Annotated in this window: 16 protein-coding genes and 1 pseudogene; 8 read left to right on the top strand and 9 right to left on the bottom strand. The window is 69.9% G+C overall.

What is annotated here, in order from left to right; all coding sequences use genetic code 11:
* Nucleotides 1-38: 38 nt before the first annotated feature.
* Nucleotides 39-869, top strand: coding sequence for an aminotransferase class IV (locus AC3WLB_RS10820; protein WP_492505816.1), 831 nt, complete (start codon nt 39-41; stop codon nt 867-869).
* An 8-nt stretch (nt 870-877) separates the two neighbouring features.
* Here AC3WLB_RS10820 and cydC read toward each other — a convergent pair whose 3' ends face one another.
* From cydC to AC3WLB_RS10840, 4 genes are read right to left on the bottom strand one after another with little or no spacing between them, the layout of a single operon-like run.
* Complete coding sequence (cydC, locus tag AC3WLB_RS10825; protein ID WP_492505818.1) at nt 878-2,521, bottom strand: thiol reductant ABC exporter subunit CydC; 1,644 nt, start codon at nt 2,519-2,521, stop codon at nt 878-880.
* Nucleotides 2,518-4,227 (bottom strand): thiol reductant ABC exporter subunit CydD, encoded by a 1,710-nt coding sequence (cydD, locus tag AC3WLB_RS10830; protein WP_492505820.1) that lies wholly within the window; start codon nt 4,225-4,227, stop codon nt 2,518-2,520. The genes cydC and cydD overlap by 4 nt, the downstream gene beginning before the upstream one ends.
* A gap of 4 nt (nt 4,228-4,231) precedes the next feature.
* Complete coding sequence (gene cydB / locus AC3WLB_RS10835; protein WP_492505822.1) at nt 4,232-5,284, bottom strand: cytochrome d ubiquinol oxidase subunit II; 1,053 nt, start codon at nt 5,282-5,284, stop codon at nt 4,232-4,234.
* A gap of 9 nt (nt 5,285-5,293) precedes the next feature.
* On the bottom strand, nt 5,294-6,706 hold the full coding sequence (locus AC3WLB_RS10840) for a cytochrome ubiquinol oxidase subunit I (protein ID WP_022894889.1): 1,413 nt from the start codon (nt 6,704-6,706) through the stop codon (nt 5,294-5,296).
* Nucleotides 6,707-6,821: 115 nt separating this feature from the next.
* Here AC3WLB_RS10840 and AC3WLB_RS10845 point away from each other — a divergent pair, with 115 nt between their 5' ends.
* Together AC3WLB_RS10845 and AC3WLB_RS10850 are read left to right on the top strand one after the other, a co-directional pair.
* Nucleotides 6,822-7,502, top strand: a complete 681-nt coding sequence (locus AC3WLB_RS10845) for a DedA family protein (RefSeq protein ID WP_492505825.1) — start codon at nt 6,822-6,824, stop codon at nt 7,500-7,502.
* 55 nt (nt 7,503-7,557) lie between these two features.
* Nucleotides 7,558-7,824: pseudogene (locus AC3WLB_RS10850) on the top strand (DUF2277 domain-containing protein); the annotation flags it as partial.
* A 181-nt stretch (nt 7,825-8,005) separates the two neighbouring features.
* Here the strand turns inward: AC3WLB_RS10850 and AC3WLB_RS10855 are convergent.
* The 5 genes from AC3WLB_RS10855 to AC3WLB_RS10875 form a co-directional block, all read right to left on the bottom strand.
* A complete protein-coding gene (locus AC3WLB_RS10855) occupies nt 8,006-8,941 on the bottom strand; it encodes an ABC transporter substrate-binding protein (RefSeq protein ID WP_022894892.1) in 936 nt (311 codons plus the stop codon).
* A gap of 2 nt (nt 8,942-8,943) precedes the next feature.
* Nucleotides 8,944-9,681 carry an ABC transporter permease gene (locus tag AC3WLB_RS10860; RefSeq protein ID WP_022895216.1) on the bottom strand — a complete coding sequence of 246 codons (738 nt, stop codon included), beginning with the start codon at nt 9,679-9,681 and terminating at the stop codon, nt 8,944-8,946.
* Nucleotides 9,678-10,373 (bottom strand): ABC transporter permease, encoded by a 696-nt coding sequence (locus tag AC3WLB_RS10865; RefSeq protein ID WP_492505828.1) that lies wholly within the window; start codon nt 10,371-10,373, stop codon nt 9,678-9,680. Before AC3WLB_RS10865 ends, AC3WLB_RS10860 begins: the two co-directional genes overlap by 4 nt.
* Nucleotides 10,370-11,182, bottom strand: a complete 813-nt coding sequence (locus tag AC3WLB_RS10870; RefSeq protein ID WP_022895214.1) for an ATP-binding cassette domain-containing protein — start codon at nt 11,180-11,182, stop codon at nt 10,370-10,372. Before AC3WLB_RS10870 ends, AC3WLB_RS10865 begins: the two co-directional genes overlap by 4 nt.
* Before the next feature lie 122 nt (nt 11,183-11,304).
* The gene (locus AC3WLB_RS10875) at nt 11,305-11,520 is read right to left on the bottom strand and encodes a hypothetical protein (RefSeq protein ID WP_492505830.1); all 216 of its coding nucleotides are present in this window, start codon (nt 11,518-11,520) and stop codon (nt 11,305-11,307) included.
* Nucleotides 11,521-11,582: 62 nt separating this feature from the next.
* Between AC3WLB_RS10875 and AC3WLB_RS10880 the strand changes: the two genes are divergently transcribed.
* From AC3WLB_RS10880 to AC3WLB_RS10900, 5 genes are all read left to right on the top strand, one after another.
* Complete coding sequence (locus tag AC3WLB_RS10880) at nt 11,583-12,719, top strand: helix-turn-helix transcriptional regulator (protein WP_492505832.1); 1,137 nt, start codon at nt 11,583-11,585, stop codon at nt 12,717-12,719.
* 89 nt (nt 12,720-12,808) lie between these two features.
* Complete coding sequence (locus AC3WLB_RS10885; protein WP_022895211.1) at nt 12,809-13,144, top strand: PadR family transcriptional regulator; 336 nt, start codon at nt 12,809-12,811, stop codon at nt 13,142-13,144.
* Between the two features lie 2 nt (nt 13,145-13,146).
* Nucleotides 13,147-13,515, top strand: coding sequence for a DUF1048 domain-containing protein (locus AC3WLB_RS10890; protein WP_492505835.1), 369 nt, complete (start codon nt 13,147-13,149; stop codon nt 13,513-13,515).
* Entirely contained in the window at nt 13,512-14,300 is a 789-nt protein-coding gene (locus AC3WLB_RS10895; RefSeq protein ID WP_492505837.1) for an ABC transporter ATP-binding protein, read from the top strand. Before AC3WLB_RS10890 ends, AC3WLB_RS10895 begins: the two co-directional genes overlap by 4 nt.
* Nucleotides 14,297-15,061 (top strand): ABC transporter permease, encoded by a 765-nt coding sequence (locus tag AC3WLB_RS10900; RefSeq protein ID WP_492505839.1) that lies wholly within the window; start codon nt 14,297-14,299, stop codon nt 15,059-15,061. Before AC3WLB_RS10895 ends, AC3WLB_RS10900 begins: the two co-directional genes overlap by 4 nt.
* The last annotated feature ends 46 nt before the right edge of the window (nt 15,062-15,107 follow it).

Raw genomic sequence — 15,107 nt, forward strand, 5'->3', positions numbered from 1 at the left:
CGTGCCGCCGAGCCCGACGCGGCGGAGGAGGTGCGATCGTGGCCGAGGCCCCCGCCACCTTCGTCTGGGCGGGCGGGGCCCTCGTCGAGCGGGAGCTCCGGGCGCACACCGCATTGCTCGTGGCGGACTCATGGTACGTGTCGCCGGAGGGTCGGGTGCGGGCGCTGGAGGCACACCGTGACCGGTTCACGGAGAGCGTGGCCGCCGCATCCGGAGCACTGGATGTCGCGCTGGAGCCCGCGGCGATCGACGCGTTCTGGGGGGCGGCGATCGGGCGGCTGCGCGCCTACCGCTCGGCCGCGCTCTTCCCTCGGGTCGAGCTGGCGCGCGTCGTGGGCGTGGGTGAAACCGACGGCGAGAGCGCCGAGTACGAGTTGCGGCTGCGGGTGCGGCTGGCACCCCGCCGACGCGACTCCGCGGTGGTGATGACGCACGCGGGGCCCGACCCGCGGCGGGTGCCCCGCGTCAAGGGACCGGACCTCGAGCACCTCCTCGCGCTCCGCGCCGGAGCGCAGGAGAACGGAGCCGACGAGCTCGTGCTCCTCGACGGCGGCTACCTCGTCGACGGGTCGAGCTCGGCCCTGCTGTGGTGGCGCGGCGAGACCCTCGTCGCGCCGTCGAGCGAGCTCGCGCGGGTACCGAGCGTGACGGCACGGAGCATCCGTCTCGTCGCGACGGCGACCGGCACCCGGGTCGTCGAGGAGCGAGCGCGCCCGGCCGACCTCGCGGGGTGCGAACTGTGGATCGTGAGCGCCCTGCACGGGATCAGCGTCGTCGACCTGTGGATCGACGGCCCCGCGCTCGAGGTGCGCCCCTCACGCGCCGCGACCTGGCGCAAGCGCCTGGACGCCCTCTCCCGCCCGCTCTGACCCCGCCTCTACCCCAGGGTGAGCGTCGCGGTCACGAGCTGCGCGGGCACCGGGGTGTGCGCGATCAGGACGACGGCGCGAGAGGATGCCGCGGCGGCGGCCAGGAGATCGGCCACCAGGGCGTCAGCACGGTCGGGGTCGACGTTCGCGGTCGGCTCATCGAGCACCAGCACAGGGAAGTCGGCCAGCAGTGCCCGCGCCAGCGCGAGCCGCTGCGCCTGGCCGCCCGAGACGAGGGCGCCCCGCTCCCCCACCCGCGCCGACAGGCCGCCGCGGGAACGCACCCACTCGCCGAGGCCCACACGGTCCAACACGTCGAGCAGTTCCTCGTCGGTCGCGGTGTCGCGAGCGAAGAGAAGGTTCTGGCGGATGTCGTCGTCGAACAGATACGGCCGCTGCTCGCACAGGCCGATCACCCGGCGCAACTCGTCCTGCGGCAGAGCGCTGGCCTCGACGCCGTTCACCTCGAACGTGCCCCGGTAGTCGAGAAAGCGCACGAGCACGTGCGCGAGCGTCGTCTTGCCCGAGCCGCTCGGGCCGCGCACCAGCAGCCGATCGCCCGGCGCGAGGTCGAGGGAGGCGCCGTTCAGCGCATCCGTCGTCGCGCCCGGCCAGCGCGCCGACACGTTCCGCAGCCGCACCGTCACGGGGCCTTCCGGCAGCACGGCGGGCGACCCGGCGTCGACGGGGATGCCCGCCGGCACCGCATCCGGGACGACGGCCGCGATGCGATCGGCACTCGCCGCGACCTGCCGCCAGGCGCCCAGCGCCAGCGGGATCATGCTGAAGACCTCGAACGCCGCCATCGGCACGAGCGCGACGACCGCGAGCGCCGGCCCGTCGAAGCCGCCCTGGCCGAGCTGTGGGATGCCGACGAGCAGCACGAGCGCCGTGACGGCGCCCGCGATGAGCGTGACGACGGCGGCGGTGGCACCCACCCCCGCCGAGCGGCGCACGAGGGCGCGGGTGAGGCGCGCATCCGTCTCGGCGAGCGCCGCTTCCGCTGCGGGGGCCGCGCCGTAGGCGATCAGCGTGTCGAGGTTCGCGAGGTAGTCGGCGAGCTCGGCCTGGTAGCGGCCACGGAGCGCCGCCAGCGAGCGCTCGGCGCGCCCGGAGACCCAGGCGTTGACCGCTGTGCCGAGGAGGGCGGCGAGGACGAGCCCGGCGAGGAGCAGGATGCCCGCCACGGGCAGCAGCAGCCAGCTGACCACCACGATGGCGACCGCGGTGAGGGTCGAGATGATGAGGGGTTGCACGACCCGGAGCGGCAGGTTCTGCTGCTCGTCGACGTCGGCCACCAGCCGGGTGAGGAGGTCGCCGCGGCGGCTGCTGCCGAGACCGTCTGGCGATGCGGGGACGAGCCGCTGGTAGACGCCGACGCGCAGCTCCGGCATCGTGGCGAACGCCGCATCGTGGCTCGCGAGGCGCTCGGCGTAGCGGAACGCGGCGCGGCCGAGCGCGAACGCCCGCACGGCCACCATCGCCGCCGAGAGGTAGAGGATGGGCGGCTGCTCGGCCGCCCGCGTGATGAGGTAGGCGGAGGTCGCGAGCAGTCCCACCGCGCAGAGGGCGCTCACGAGCCCGAGCAGCACACCCGGTGCGAAGCGCCGTAGCCGCGGCTGCGCGAGCCTCAGGACCTCGGCGCGGTTCACGATCGCACCTCGGGTGCGGCTGCCGTCAACCCTGGTGCGGAAGGCGCGGCCGCGGGCGACGCCGCCGGTGCGGCCGAGGCGCGTCGCCCGGCGAGCACGAACTCGTGGTCGGCGGCATCGATGACGGGGCGGCGGTGACTCACCACGACGACGGCCCGCCCCTCGTCGGCGAGCGCCCGGAGACAGCGGATGACGGCCGCCTCCGTGTCGGTGTCGAGCGCCGACGTGGGCTCGTCGAACACCACCACCGAGCACGCGAGCCGGCGCGCCCGGTACACCGCCCGCGCCGCCGCGACCCGCTGGGCCTGGCCGCCCGAGAGGCCGCCGCCCCGCGCATCCACCTCGGTCGCGAGGTCGATCGACTCGCCTCCCACGAGGTCGAGTGCTGCCCGCGCGACCGCGGTGTCGGGAGCCTGGTCGCCGAGCGCCACGTTCTCGTCCACCGTGCCCGGGAGCAGCACCGCACCCTGCCCGGCCCAGGCGAGCCACGAGCGCGGCACCGGGTCGCTGCCGGCCGACCGCCCGTCGACCAGGATCTCGCCCTCGGCGGGCACGAACCCGAGAATGGCACCCACGAGCGAGGTCTTGCCGCTGCCGGACGCGCCGGTCACCGCCGTCACCGCCCCGGCGGGAAAGCGCGCAGCCAGCCCTTCGAACACGACCTGATCCCCATACCGCACCCCGAGCCCCCGCACCTCGAGCCCGCGCCCAGGCACCGGCGCATCAGCAACGGCGGGCACCCCCGGCGCCGGGGGCGCCGCGTCGAGCAGCGCGAAGACATCGCTCGCCGCCGCCACACCGTCGGCCGACGCGTGGAACTGCGCCCCCACGTTCCGCAGCGGGAGGAACGCCTCGGGTGCCAGCAGCAGCACGAACAACCCCACGCCGAGGCCGAGCGACCCGTCGATCAGCCGCACGCCGATCGACACCGCGACGAGCGCCACCGCGAGACTCGCCGCGAGCTCGAGCGCGAAACCGGACAGGAAGGACACCCGCAGCACCTTCATGGTCTGTCGGCGGTAGTCGTCGGTGACCGAGCGGATGCGCCCCGCCTGCCGGCGCTGTCGGCCGTAGATCTTCAGCGTCGACAGCCCGCCCACCACGTCGAGGAACGCGGTGGAGAGCCGGCCGAGCTTCTCCCACTGCTTGGCCTGCACCGATTGGGTGGCCCAGCCGATGAGCACCATGAACACCGGGATGAGCGGCAGCGTCGCGGCGACGGTCAGGCCGGAGATCCAGTCCTGCCACCAGATCACGACGACGAGCACGGGCGTGGCGACGGCGGTGAGCACGAGCTGCGGCAGGAACTTCGAGAAGTAACCGTCGAGCGCATCCAGCCCGGGCCCCACAGTGACCCCCACGGTCGTGGTGTTGCGGCCACCGAGCCAGCCGGGGCCGAGCCGCGTCACGGCGTCGAGCACCCGCCCGCGCAGCTCGCTCTTCACCACGGCACCCCCGCGGGCGGCATTCACGTCGGCCGCCCAGAACAGCACGAATCGCAGAACGACCACCAGTGCGAGCGCGGCCACAAGCGGCAGCAGGGAAGCGATCGGCGCCCCGGCGATCGCCTGCACGATGAGCTGCGTCACGAAGAACGAGAACGCGACGACCACCGCCGTCTGCAGCACCGCGAGCACCCCGCCGACGGCGAAGAACGCGCGGGCCGCGGCGGCGTACTTCAGCAGTCGTGGATCGACGGGGCGCACGACTCTAGTGTGCCCCCTGCGGATCGATGCTCGGGTCACCGGCGTGCCCACCGGCCGACTCGACCGCCGGGATCTGCGCCCGGCTCACCCGCTTGCGGAAGATCCAGTAGGTGAATCCCTGGTAGGCGAGGATGAGCGGCAGGAAGATCAACGCCACCCAGCTCATGATCGTGAGCGTGTAGGCCGACGACGACGCGTTCTCGATCGTGAGGCTGTTCGCCGGATCGTTGGAGGCCGGCATCACGTCGGGGAAGAGCGCGAAGAACAGGCTCAGCACCGCGACGGCGATGGTCACCGCCATCAGCGCGAACGAGACGCCCTCGCGCCCACGCGCGTTGGCCAGCACCGCCGCGATCAGGGTCACCGCCGCCGCCGCCGAGAGCAGAACGGATGCGAGGGTGCCGTAGGCGACGGATGTCCAGAGCAGGAACGCCGCCGCCACCACGATGGTCGCGACCCCGGCCCGGGTCGCGAGCCGGCGGGCCCGCAACCGGATGTCGCCGTCGGTCTTCAGCGACACGAACACCACACCGTGCGTGAAGAACAGCAGCAGCGTCGTGAGTCCGCCGAGGAGCGCGTACGGGTTCAGCAAGCCGAAGAAGGTGCCGATGTAGTCGTGGTTCGCATCGAGCGGCACCCCGGCCACGATGTTCGCGAACGCCACGCCCCAGAGGAAGGCGGGCACGGCCGAGCCGATCACGATCATCCGATCGAAGCGGCGCTTCCAGGCCGCCTCGGGGCGCTGGTGGCGGTATTCGAACGAGACACCGCGGAGGATCAGGGCGAGCAGGATGAGCAGCAGCGGCAGGTAGAAGCCGCTGAACAGCGTCGCGTACCACTCCGGGAAGGCCGCGAACAGCGAGGCTCCGGCCACGATCACCCAGGTCTCGTTGAGGTCCCAGACCGGGCCGATGGTGTTGATCAGCACGCGCCGGTCGGTGTCGTCGCGGCCGAGGAAGGGCAGCGACATCCCGACGCCGAAGTCGAAGCCGTCGAGCACGAAGTAGCCGACGAAGAGGAAGCCGACGATGCAGAACCACAGGACTGTCAGATCCATCATGTCTCCCTAGTAGACCGTCGCCTCGTGGCGGACGTCGCCCGACTCCGGATCGGGTTCGGGCACGTCGTCCGGCCCCTTCTGGATGGCCTTCTTGATCAGCTTGAACTCGACCACGGCGAGGGTGCCGTAGATCGCGGTGAACGCGATCAGCGAGATCAGCACGTCGAGGCCCGTGATGCCGGGCGAGACCGCGTCGGAGGTCTTCAGCAGGCCGAACACGATCCACGGCTGCCGGCCCATCTCGGTGAACACCCAGCCCACGATCATCGCGCCGAGCGAGAGCGGGAAGGCCCAGACGGCCACTCGCCAGAGCCACCGCCAGCGCGGGCTGCGCCCCTTGCGGGTGAGCCAGAGGCCCACGACCGCGATGAGCACGTGCAGCATGCCGAGGCCGATCATCCAGCGGAAGGCCCAGTAGGTGACCCAGATGGTGGGGGTGTAGTCGCCCGGGCCGTAGAGCTGCACGTACTGCGCCTGCAGGTCGTTGATGCCCTCGACCGTGCCGTCGAAGGTGTGCGTGGAGAGGAAGCTCAGCAGGTACGGCACACGGATGCTGAACAACTCGTGCACCCCGTCGGGAGTGCCGAGCGTGAAGATCGAGAACGACGCATCCGCCCCGGTCGAGGTGCGGTAGAGCGCCTCGGCCGCCGCCATCTTCATGGGCTGCGTCTCCACCATCGCAAGTCCCAGCTGATCGCCCGACAGGACGGTGAGGATGCCCGCACCCACCATCATCCAGAGCCCGAACTTCAGCGCCGGGCGCATCGTCTCGAGGTGCTGGTTGCGGTAGAGGTGCCAGGCGGCGGTGGCGATGATGAGGCCCGCCGTCACCATGAAGCAGGCGAAGATCGTGTGCGGGAAGGCCGCGACCGCCACCTTGTTGGTGAGCAGCGCACCGATGTCGGTGAGTTCGGCGCGACCCTTCGCCTCGTTGATGTCGTAGCCGACCGGGTTCTGCATGAACGCGTTGGCGGCGATGATGAAGTAGGCCGAGAGGATGCTGCCGAGCGCCGTCACCCAGATGGTGGCGAGGTGCAGCTTCTTCGGCAGTCTGTCCCAGCCGAAGATCCACAACCCGATGAACGTCGCCTCGAGGAAGAAGGCGAGGAGGCCTTCGAGCGCGAGCGGGGCGCCGAAGACGTCGCCCACGAAGCGGGAGTAGTCGCTCCAGTTCATGCCGAACTGGAACTCCTGCACGATGCCGGTCACCACGCCCATGGCGAAGTTGATGAGGAAGATCTTGCCGAAGAAGCGGGTCAGCTGCAGGTACTTCAGGTGACCGGAGCGCACCCAGGCGGTCTGGAAGATCGCCACCGTGGTGGCCAGCCCGATCGTCAGGGGAACGAAGAGGAAGTGGTAGATCGTCGTCAACCCGAACTGCCAGCGGGAGAGCAGAAGCGGGTCGAGTAATTCGTTCACGGGGAACTCCTTGCGTCGACTCCGATTCTAGCTGCTTGTATACAAGCATCCAAACTGTCCGGAGATTCCCACCGAAGACCCGCTAAGGTTCTTGCATGCCCTGTGGAATACAGCAATGAACGAGCTGCTGTCCTGGCTCCTGGATACCGTGCAGTCGGTAGATCCCCTGGTCAGGACGGTCTTAGCGGGAGTCGCGATGCTGCTCGAGACCAGCGTGCTGATCGGGCTCGTGGTGCCGGGAGACACCGTCGTCCTGGTGGCTTCGACCGCCGTCGACGGCCCACTTGAATACACGTCCCTGGTGGTCGTGGTGGTGATCGGGGCGCTCTGCGGCGAGAGCATCGGCTTCGCCATCGGGCGCTGGTTCGGGCCGCGGTTGCGGGCGAGCCGGGTGGGCCGGCGGATCGGCGAGAAGAACTGGGTGCGGGCGGAGACCTACCTCGCCAAGCGCGGCGGGATCGCCGTGTTCCTGTCCCGGTTCATCCCGGTGCTGCACTCCCTCATCCCCCTCACGGTGGGGATGAGCCCGATGTCCTACCGCCGGTTCATGAGCTGGACCGTGCCGGCCTGCGTGCTCTGGGCGTTCGCGTACGTGTCGGTCGGGGCGTTCGCGGCCGGGTCGTACCGCGAGCTCTCCCGCGACCTGCACTGGGCCGGCTACGCCTTCGTGGCCGCCATCGCCCTGTTCGTGGTGGCGGTCTTCGTGGTGAAGAAACTCATCAACCGGGCGGAGGCGCGGCACATGGAGTCGGCGCCGGGCACGGACGAGGAGGGGGAGGGCGGGACGGTCTCGTAGCGGCGGGGCGCCGTCGGGGCTGACCCGCGCGCGGATCTGGACTATCGTCGGCGGCATGTGCCGCAACATCCGCTGCCTTCACAACTTCGAGCCGCCCACCACCGACGACGAGGTGCGGGAGGCCGCGCTGCAGTTCGTGCGGAAGGTGAGCGGGTCGACGCATCCGTCACGCGCGAACACACCTGCTTTCGAGGCGGCGATCGACGAGATCGCGGCGGCGACCCGCCGCATGCTCGACCAGCTCGTGACCGCGGCCCCTCCCAAGAGCCGCGAACTCGAGGCCGTAAAGGGCCGCGCCCGCCACGAGGCCCGCATGCAGCGCGAGGTCCGCCTCCGCACCGCCACCCCCACCGCCGCTGACGCGGCCGCGGCGCGGACTTCTCCAAACGAAACGGTGACCGCGGCCACATAGGGCCGCGGTCACCGTTTCATTTGGACTTGTCCGCACCACCGCGCACGAGATCACACGCAACGGGCCGTGCTCGACGAGCCAGGGTGAGGAGCTAGAACAGCTTCACCTTGGCCAGCCAGTTCTTCGCGATCGTGGCGGCCGACTCCTGGTCGTTGACGCTCTGCGAGTTGAGGTCGACGAGGTCTTCGGCCGTGAGGGCGGCGCTGACCTTGTTGATGACCTCGGTGACCTCGGGCGTCGCCGCGTCGGTGTTGATGAGCGGCACGACGTTCGAGGCGAGGAACAGGCCCTTCGGGTCGGCCAGGGTGACGAGACCCGAGGTCTTGATGTTCGGGTCGGCGCTGTAGATGTTCACCATCTGCACGGTGTTGTCTTTCAGCGCCTGGATGGTCAGTGGTCCGCCGGAGTCCTCGATCGGCGTGAAGCCGACGGTGACGTCGTAGGTGCTCTTGAGGCCGTCGGGCCCGTAGGGGCGCGTCTGCAGCTCGGAGTTGCCACCGAGCGTGATGGGGGTGGTGACCTTCGAGAGGTCGGCGAGGCTCGTGACGTTGTTCGCCTCGGAGAACTCCTTGGTGACGTTGTAGGAGTCCTGGTCGGTCGCGGGCGACTGGTCGAGCACCTCGAGGCCCTCGGGCAGCGCGCCGGCGAGCGCGGCGTACACGTCGTCGCTCGTCTTGGCGGTGGTGTCGGGCTCGTAGTACTGCAGCAGGTTGCCGGTGTACTCCGGGAACAGCTGCACCTCACCCGACTCCAGAGCGGGCAGGTAGGCGTCGCGCTGCCCGATGTTGAACTGGCGCGTCACCTCGATGTCGTTGGCTTCGAGCGCCTGAGCGTAGATCTCGGCGATGATCTCGTTGGAGTAGTACGCCTGCGACCCGATCACGATGGGGCCGGATGCTCCGTCGCTCGAATCCGATGTCGACGAGGTGTCGAGGGGATTACTCGACGCGCACCCTGCCAGCGCCACCACCGCACTGACCGCGACTAGCCCTGCGACGAGCCGGCCTTTCTTGATTGCTGTGAACATTGCTATTTCCCTTCTTGGATGGGGGATCCCACCGCCGCACGAGGTCGGGACGACACCGTGCGGACTTCTTTGATCTCCCGGGCGACGACGCCGCGGGGGACCACGAGTTTCTGGATGAGCGCGAAGACCCCTTCGAGGATCAGCGCGAGCAGTGTGACGAGTATGGAAGCGCCGAGGGTCTCGGAATAATTCCGGGTCGCCACCCCTTCGAAGATGAACGCGCCGAGCGCTCCCCCGCTGACGTAGGCGGCCAGCGTCGCCGTGGCGACCACCTGCAGCACGCCGGACCGGATGCCCCCGATCAGCAGTGGGAGACCGAGCGGCACCTCGACCTGCCGAACGATCTGCCCCTCGGTCATGCCCACCGCGCGCGCCGCGTCGATGGTCTTGCGGTCGACCGCCTCGAACCCCGCGTACGCTCCCGCGAGGATGGGCGGGATGGCGAGAATGACGAAGGTGATGAGCGGCGCCCGGAATCCGATGCCGAGGCCGAGGCCGAGGAGGATGAGGACACCGAGGCTCGGCAGCGCGCGGAAGCCGCCGGAGAGCGAGACCGCCACGTCGCGGCCGCGGCCGGTGTGCCCCACGAGGTAGCCGAGCGGGATGGCGATGATCGCCGCGATCGCGACGGCACCGAAGGTGTAGGCCAGCTGCTCGCCCAGTCGCGCGAACCATCCGCCGGGCCCCGTCTGGTTGGCGGGATCGAGGATCCAGGCGATGCCGTCGAGGATGAGGTTCACGACACGCCTCCCGACAGGAGCGCCGCCTGGCGGCGAGAGGCACGGGTGCTGCCGATGCGCTCACGTCTGCTCCAGGGCAGCACGACCCGGCCGAGCAGCACGAGGATCAGGTCGAACACCACGGCGATCACGAGCACCGCCACGATGCCCGTGATGACCTCGGCCGCGATGTTGCGCTGGAAACCGTTGATGAAGAGGTAGCCGAGGCTGGTCACCCCCACCACCGATCCGATGGTGGCAAGGCTGACCGTGCTGGCTGAGACGACCCGCAGCCCCGACAACAGCACGGGACCGGACAGCGGCAGTTCCACCCGCCAGAACCGCTGCCAGGCGGAGTAGCCCATCGCCGAGGCGGCCAGCAGGGTGTCTTTGTCGACGGATTCGAGCCCGTCGGCCGCGGTGCGCACCATCAGCGCCACGGCGTAGATGGTGAGCGCCACCGACACGTTCACCGAGGACAGCAGCGGCGTGCCGAGCACGATGGGCATGAAGATGAACAGCGGGAGCGAGGGGATCGTGTAGAGCAGGCCGAGGACCACGAGGATGGTGCCGCGCGACACCCGGTAGCGGTTCGCCACCCACGCGATGGGGATGGAGATGAGGAAGCCGATGACGATCGGCGGCACGCTCAGCGCGATGTGCGCGAGCGTCAGCTGCCAGACCAGCTCGAAGTTCGACTCGAGCCACTTCACGGCTGCAGCACTCCCGTGGGCGTGCCGTTCTCGTCGACCACCACGTCGCGCCCGCCGACCTTCTCGATGCGGAGCACCCGCTTGCCTTTGTCGGCGCCCACGAAGCTCGCCACGAAGTCGTCGGCGGGGTTCGCCAGGATCTCGGCCGGGGTGCCGACCTGCGCGATGTGCCCGCCCTTCTGCAGGATGACCACCTGGTGCCCGAGCAGGAACGCCTCGTCGATGTCGTGCGTGACGAACACGACCGTCTTGCCGAGCCCCTGCTGCAGCCGGATGGTCTCCTGCTGGAGCTCCGCCCGCACGATCGGGTCGACGGCGCCGAACGGCTCATCCATCAGCAGGATGTTCGGGTCGGCCGCAAGGCCCCGGGCAACGCCGACGCGCTGCTGCTGACCGCCGGAGAGCTGGCGGGGGTACTTGTCGGCCAGCGAGCGGTCGAGGCCCACCGTGTCGAGCAGTTCGAGCGCGTGCGCCCGCGCCTCCTTCTTCGGCACGCCGTTCAGCACCGGGACGGTGGCCACGTTGTCGATGACCTTGCGGTGCGGCAGCAGGCCGGAGTTCTGCATGACGTACCCGATGCGCCGCCGGAGCTTCACGGGTGCGAGCGCGGCGGTGTCTTCGCCGTCGATGAGGATGTGCCCGCTCGTCGGGTCGATCATGCGGTTGATCATGCGTAGGAGCGTGGTCTTGCCGCACCCCGAGGAGCCGACCAGCACCGTGGTCTTGCGGGGCGGGATGACGAGGTCGAACTCCTTCACGGCGACCGTTCCGTCGGGAAACTGCTTGGTCACCGAACGGAACTCGATCATCGCGGGGCCCTATCGTTCGCGGGGCGCGGACTGCGCCCCATCCCATCAACCCAAACACCTCCGCCCGTAAACGCAAAGCGCTTCGTCAGAGATCGTCATCTTCGCACGACCCTCCGACATCGTCACCGGCGCGACCGCCGGAGGAGCGCGATCACCGCCGCCGCCGACCCCGCCACCACGATCCCGGCCGCCAGATGGAGCGCGACGGCCACGCCGCTCTCCTCGGGGCTCAGCGGATGCTCGCCGGCCATCGCCGCGAGGGCTGCGACGGACAGCAGCCCGCGCGTGAGCGCACGGGACTCGATTCGGGGGCGCACGAGGATCATGCTGGAGCGCATCCATCACATCCACTACCCCATAAATGTGGTGATTATCTCGCAGGTGTAGCTAAACTGGCGCGATGAGTGCGCACACCCTCGAGTCCGCCCGCCGCGAAGCGCGCTCGCTGGCCGGGAGCGGGCTGCCCCTCGACACCTTCGTTCCCGCGTTGATCGACGCGCTCGAGCGGGCCGTGCCGTTCGACTCGGCCTGCTTCGCCACCACCGACCCGGCCACCGGCCTGTTCACCGGCGCCGTCAAGAAGCACATCGACGACGCCGAGCGCCTCAACTACGCGTTCTCGCTGCACGAGTACTCGACCGCCGACGTCAACCAGTTCATCGACCTCGCGACCCGCCCGAGCGGTGTCGGCGTGCTGCACGAGGACACCGGCGGCGATCCGCACCGGAGCGAGCGGTACCTCGAGATGCTCCGGCCGCACCTCGACGCCGAGCACGAGCTGCGCGCGGTCGCCCGGAGCGGCGGCGCCATGTGGGGCGCCTACGCGCTCTACCGCGCGCCGGGGAGCCGCGCCTTCACGAGCGACGAGGCCGGCTTCCTGGCGAGCATCGAGGGGATCGTGACGACGGGCATCCGCTCGGGCCTGGTGACCCAGGCGGCGCGTGCGGCCGCAGCCACCTCGACGCCCGCCGTGCTCACGGTCGACGGCGCAGGTCGCGTCGCGCAGGCCAGCCCCACCGCCGAGGCGCTCCTGCTCGAGCTGGGCGGCTCGCTCGAACGCCTGCCGGTCGCAGTGGCGTCGGTGCTCGGCGCCGTCACCTCCGCCGCCGCTCCGGGTGCGGCGCCCGCGGCGGTCCGCCTGCGGGTGCGAGCGGCGAGCGGATGCTGGTACCTGCTGCATGCCGCCCCCTTCCACCCGCTCGACGCAACAGGAGCGGGAACAGGAGCGCGAGCGCACGTGGTGACCATCGACGAGGCGACGAGCCCCGCCATCATCCCGCTGCTCATCGCGGCCTACGGACTGACCGCGCGCGAGGCCGACATCGTGCGCGGCATCCTGCGCGGCAACAGCACCAAGGCGATCGCCAGCAGCCTGCACCTGTCGGCCTACACGGTGCAGGACCACGTGAAAGCCATCTTCGACAAGACCGGCGTCTCGAGCAGACGCGAGCTGGTCGCGCAGGTCTTCTTCGCCCACCAGGTGGAGCATTTCGGCGCGGCTCCGCGCGCGACGGGGGCCAACATCCCCACCGTCTGACGCGCGCGCTATTCAGTGTTGCTATCTACCGGTAGTCGGCGTTACTATCTACTGGTAGTCAGCAACACTGAGTAGCGAAGAGAGGCGTCATGGCCAAACAGATGACCGAGATGCTGAAGGGCACGCTCGAGGGCATCGTGCTCGCGACCATCGCCCGGCAGCCGGCCTACGGCTACGAGATCACCGCCCGGCTGCGCGACGAGGGTTTCGCCGACATCGTCGAGGGCACCGTCTACGCGCTGCTGGTGCGCATCGAGCAGCGCGGCCTCGTCGACGTGACGAAGGTGCCCTCCGAGAAGGGCCCGCCCCGCAAGGTCTACTCGCTGAACTCCGCGGGCAGCGACTACCTCGACGAGTTCTGGCGCAGCTGGAACTTCCTCGCCGAACGCATCGAACAGCTCCACCACTACCGAGAAGGAGAATGACCATGGCGGCAAAATGGATCGAAGCCCTCACCGGCTCGCTCGAACAGAAGAAGCAGTACAAGCAGGCGATGGCCCGCATCGAAGCCCTGCCGGAGCCCTACCGCAGCTCGGCGAAGGCGCTCAACCGGTACTTCATGTACTACGGCGGCCTCACCGACGGCGACGCACTGGTCACGATGATCGGCGACCACGTCGACCTCTGGGATCGCGCCGCGGTCGACGGCACGCCCGTGCGCGAGATCGTCGGCGACGACCCGGTGGAGTTCGCCGAGACCTTCGCCGCCGCCTACTCGGCCACCCAGTGGATCGACAAGGAGCGCGCCCGCCTCGTCAAGGCCATCGACGACGCCGAACGGGGCGTGCCGCGATGAGCGCGACCGCCGAACCCGCCATCCGGGTGCGGGGGGTCACGAAGTCGTTCAAGGCGCTGCCGGTGCTCCGCGGCGTCGACTTCGACGTCGCCGCCGGCACCGTGTTCGCGCTGCTCGGCTCGAACGGGGCCGGCAAGACGACCCTGGTGCACATCCTCTCCACCCTCCTGAAGGCGGACGGCGGCAGCGCCAGCGTGCACGGCCACGACGTCGCCGATTCGCCCGAGGCGGTGCGGGAGTCGATCAGCCTCACCGGGCAGTTCGCGGCCGTCGACGAGGTGCTGAGCGGCCGGGAGAATCTCGTCCTCGTGGCGCGACTTCGGCACCTCAAGCAGCCCGGCGCCATCGCCGACGAGTTGCTCGCCCGTTTCTCGCTCACCGACGCCGCCCGCCGCAGGGCGGGCACGTACTCGGGCGGGATGCGCCGCCGGCTCGACATCGCGATGAGCCTGATCGGCGACCCGCCCGTCATCGTGCTCGACGAACCGACCACCGGGCTCGACCCGCAGGCTCGCATCGAGGTGTGGCAGACCGTCACGCAGCTCGCGGCGCGGGGCACCACGGTCCTCCTCACCACGCAATACCTCGATGAGGCCGAGCACCTGGCCGACCGCATCGCGATCCTGCACGAGGGCACGATCATCCAGAACGGCACCCTCGCCGAACTCAAGCAGTTGCTGCCGCCCGCCACCGTCGAGTACGTGGAGAAACAGCCCACGCTCGAGGAGGTCTTCCTCGCCCTGGTCGGGGCAGATGCCCGCACCAGCCGAAAGGAACCGCAATGACCGCCTTCGCCCTCTCCGACACGGGCACCCTCACCGGGCGCTCGCTCCGGCACATCCTGCGCAGCCCCGACACCATCATCACCACCGCGGTCACGCCCGTCGCCCTCATGCTGCTGTTCGTCTTCGTACTGGGCGGGGCGATCTCGACCGGGAGCGACGAGTCGTACGTGAACTACCTGCTCCCGGGCATCCTGCTCATCACCATCGCGTCGGGAGTCGCGTACACCTCGTACCGCCTGTTCCTCGACCTCAAGGGCGGCATCGTCGAACGGTTCCAGTCGATGCCGATCGCGCGCTCGAGCGTGCTCTGGGCGCACGTACTCACCTCGCTCGCCGCGAACCTGGTCTCGGTGGCGATCGTGATCGGGGTCGCGCTGCTGCTCGGGTTCCGCACCGGCGCGTCGCCGCTGGCCTGGCTCGCGGTAGCGGGCATCCTCGTCCTGTTCACGCTCGCCCTGACCTGGGTCGCCGTGATCGCGGGCCTCTCGGCGAAGAGCGTCGACGGTGCGAGCGCGTTCAGCTACCCGCTCATCTTCCTCCCCTTCATCAGTTCGGCGTTCGTGCCGACCGCCACGATGCCGGGGCCGGTGGCGTGGTTCGCCGAGAACCAGCCGGTGACCTCGATCGTGAACACGATGCGGGCGCTGTTCGCGGGGCAGCCCGTGGGTGCGGAGATCTGGGTCGCACTGGCCTGGCTGGCCGGAATCCTCGCCGTGGCCTGCGGCTTCGCGGTACTGGCCTATCGCCGGCGCCTGCGCTGACGCCCTGCAGGCTGGGGATGGCGTGTGCATCCGGCTCGGCCGGAGC

This window comes from Herbiconiux sp. FW305-C-125 (assembly GCF_058783455.1).

Excerpts from the sequence above, each read along its gene's own strand:
- AC3WLB_RS10890 (WP_492505835.1), top strand. The coding sequence starts at position 13,147 with ATGGCGGCAAAATGGATCGAAGCCCTCACCGGCTCGCTCGAACAGAAG.
- AC3WLB_RS10880 (WP_492505832.1), top strand. The coding sequence starts at position 11,583 with ATGAGTGCGCACACCCTCGAGTCCGCCCGCCGCGAAGCGCGCTCGCTG.
- AC3WLB_RS10900 (WP_492505839.1), top strand. The coding sequence starts at position 14,297 with ATGACCGCCTTCGCCCTCTCCGACACGGGCACCCTCACCGGGCGCTCG.
- AC3WLB_RS10855 (WP_022894892.1), bottom strand. The coding sequence starts at position 8,941 with ATGTTCACAGCAATCAAGAAAGGCCGGCTCGTCGCAGGGCTAGTCGCG.
- cydB (WP_492505822.1), bottom strand. The coding sequence starts at position 5,284 with ATGGATCTGACAGTCCTGTGGTTCTGCATCGTCGGCTTCCTCTTCGTC.
- AC3WLB_RS10870 (WP_022895214.1), bottom strand. The coding sequence starts at position 11,182 with ATGATCGAGTTCCGTTCGGTGACCAAGCAGTTTCCCGACGGAACGGTC.
- AC3WLB_RS10885 (WP_022895211.1), top strand. The coding sequence starts at position 12,809 with ATGGCCAAACAGATGACCGAGATGCTGAAGGGCACGCTCGAGGGCATC.
- AC3WLB_RS10895 (WP_492505837.1), top strand. The coding sequence starts at position 13,512 with ATGAGCGCGACCGCCGAACCCGCCATCCGGGTGCGGGGGGTCACGAAG.
- AC3WLB_RS10875 (WP_492505830.1), bottom strand. The coding sequence starts at position 11,520 with ATGCGCTCCAGCATGATCCTCGTGCGCCCCCGAATCGAGTCCCGTGCG.
- AC3WLB_RS10845 (WP_492505825.1), top strand. The coding sequence starts at position 6,822 with ATGAACGAGCTGCTGTCCTGGCTCCTGGATACCGTGCAGTCGGTAGAT.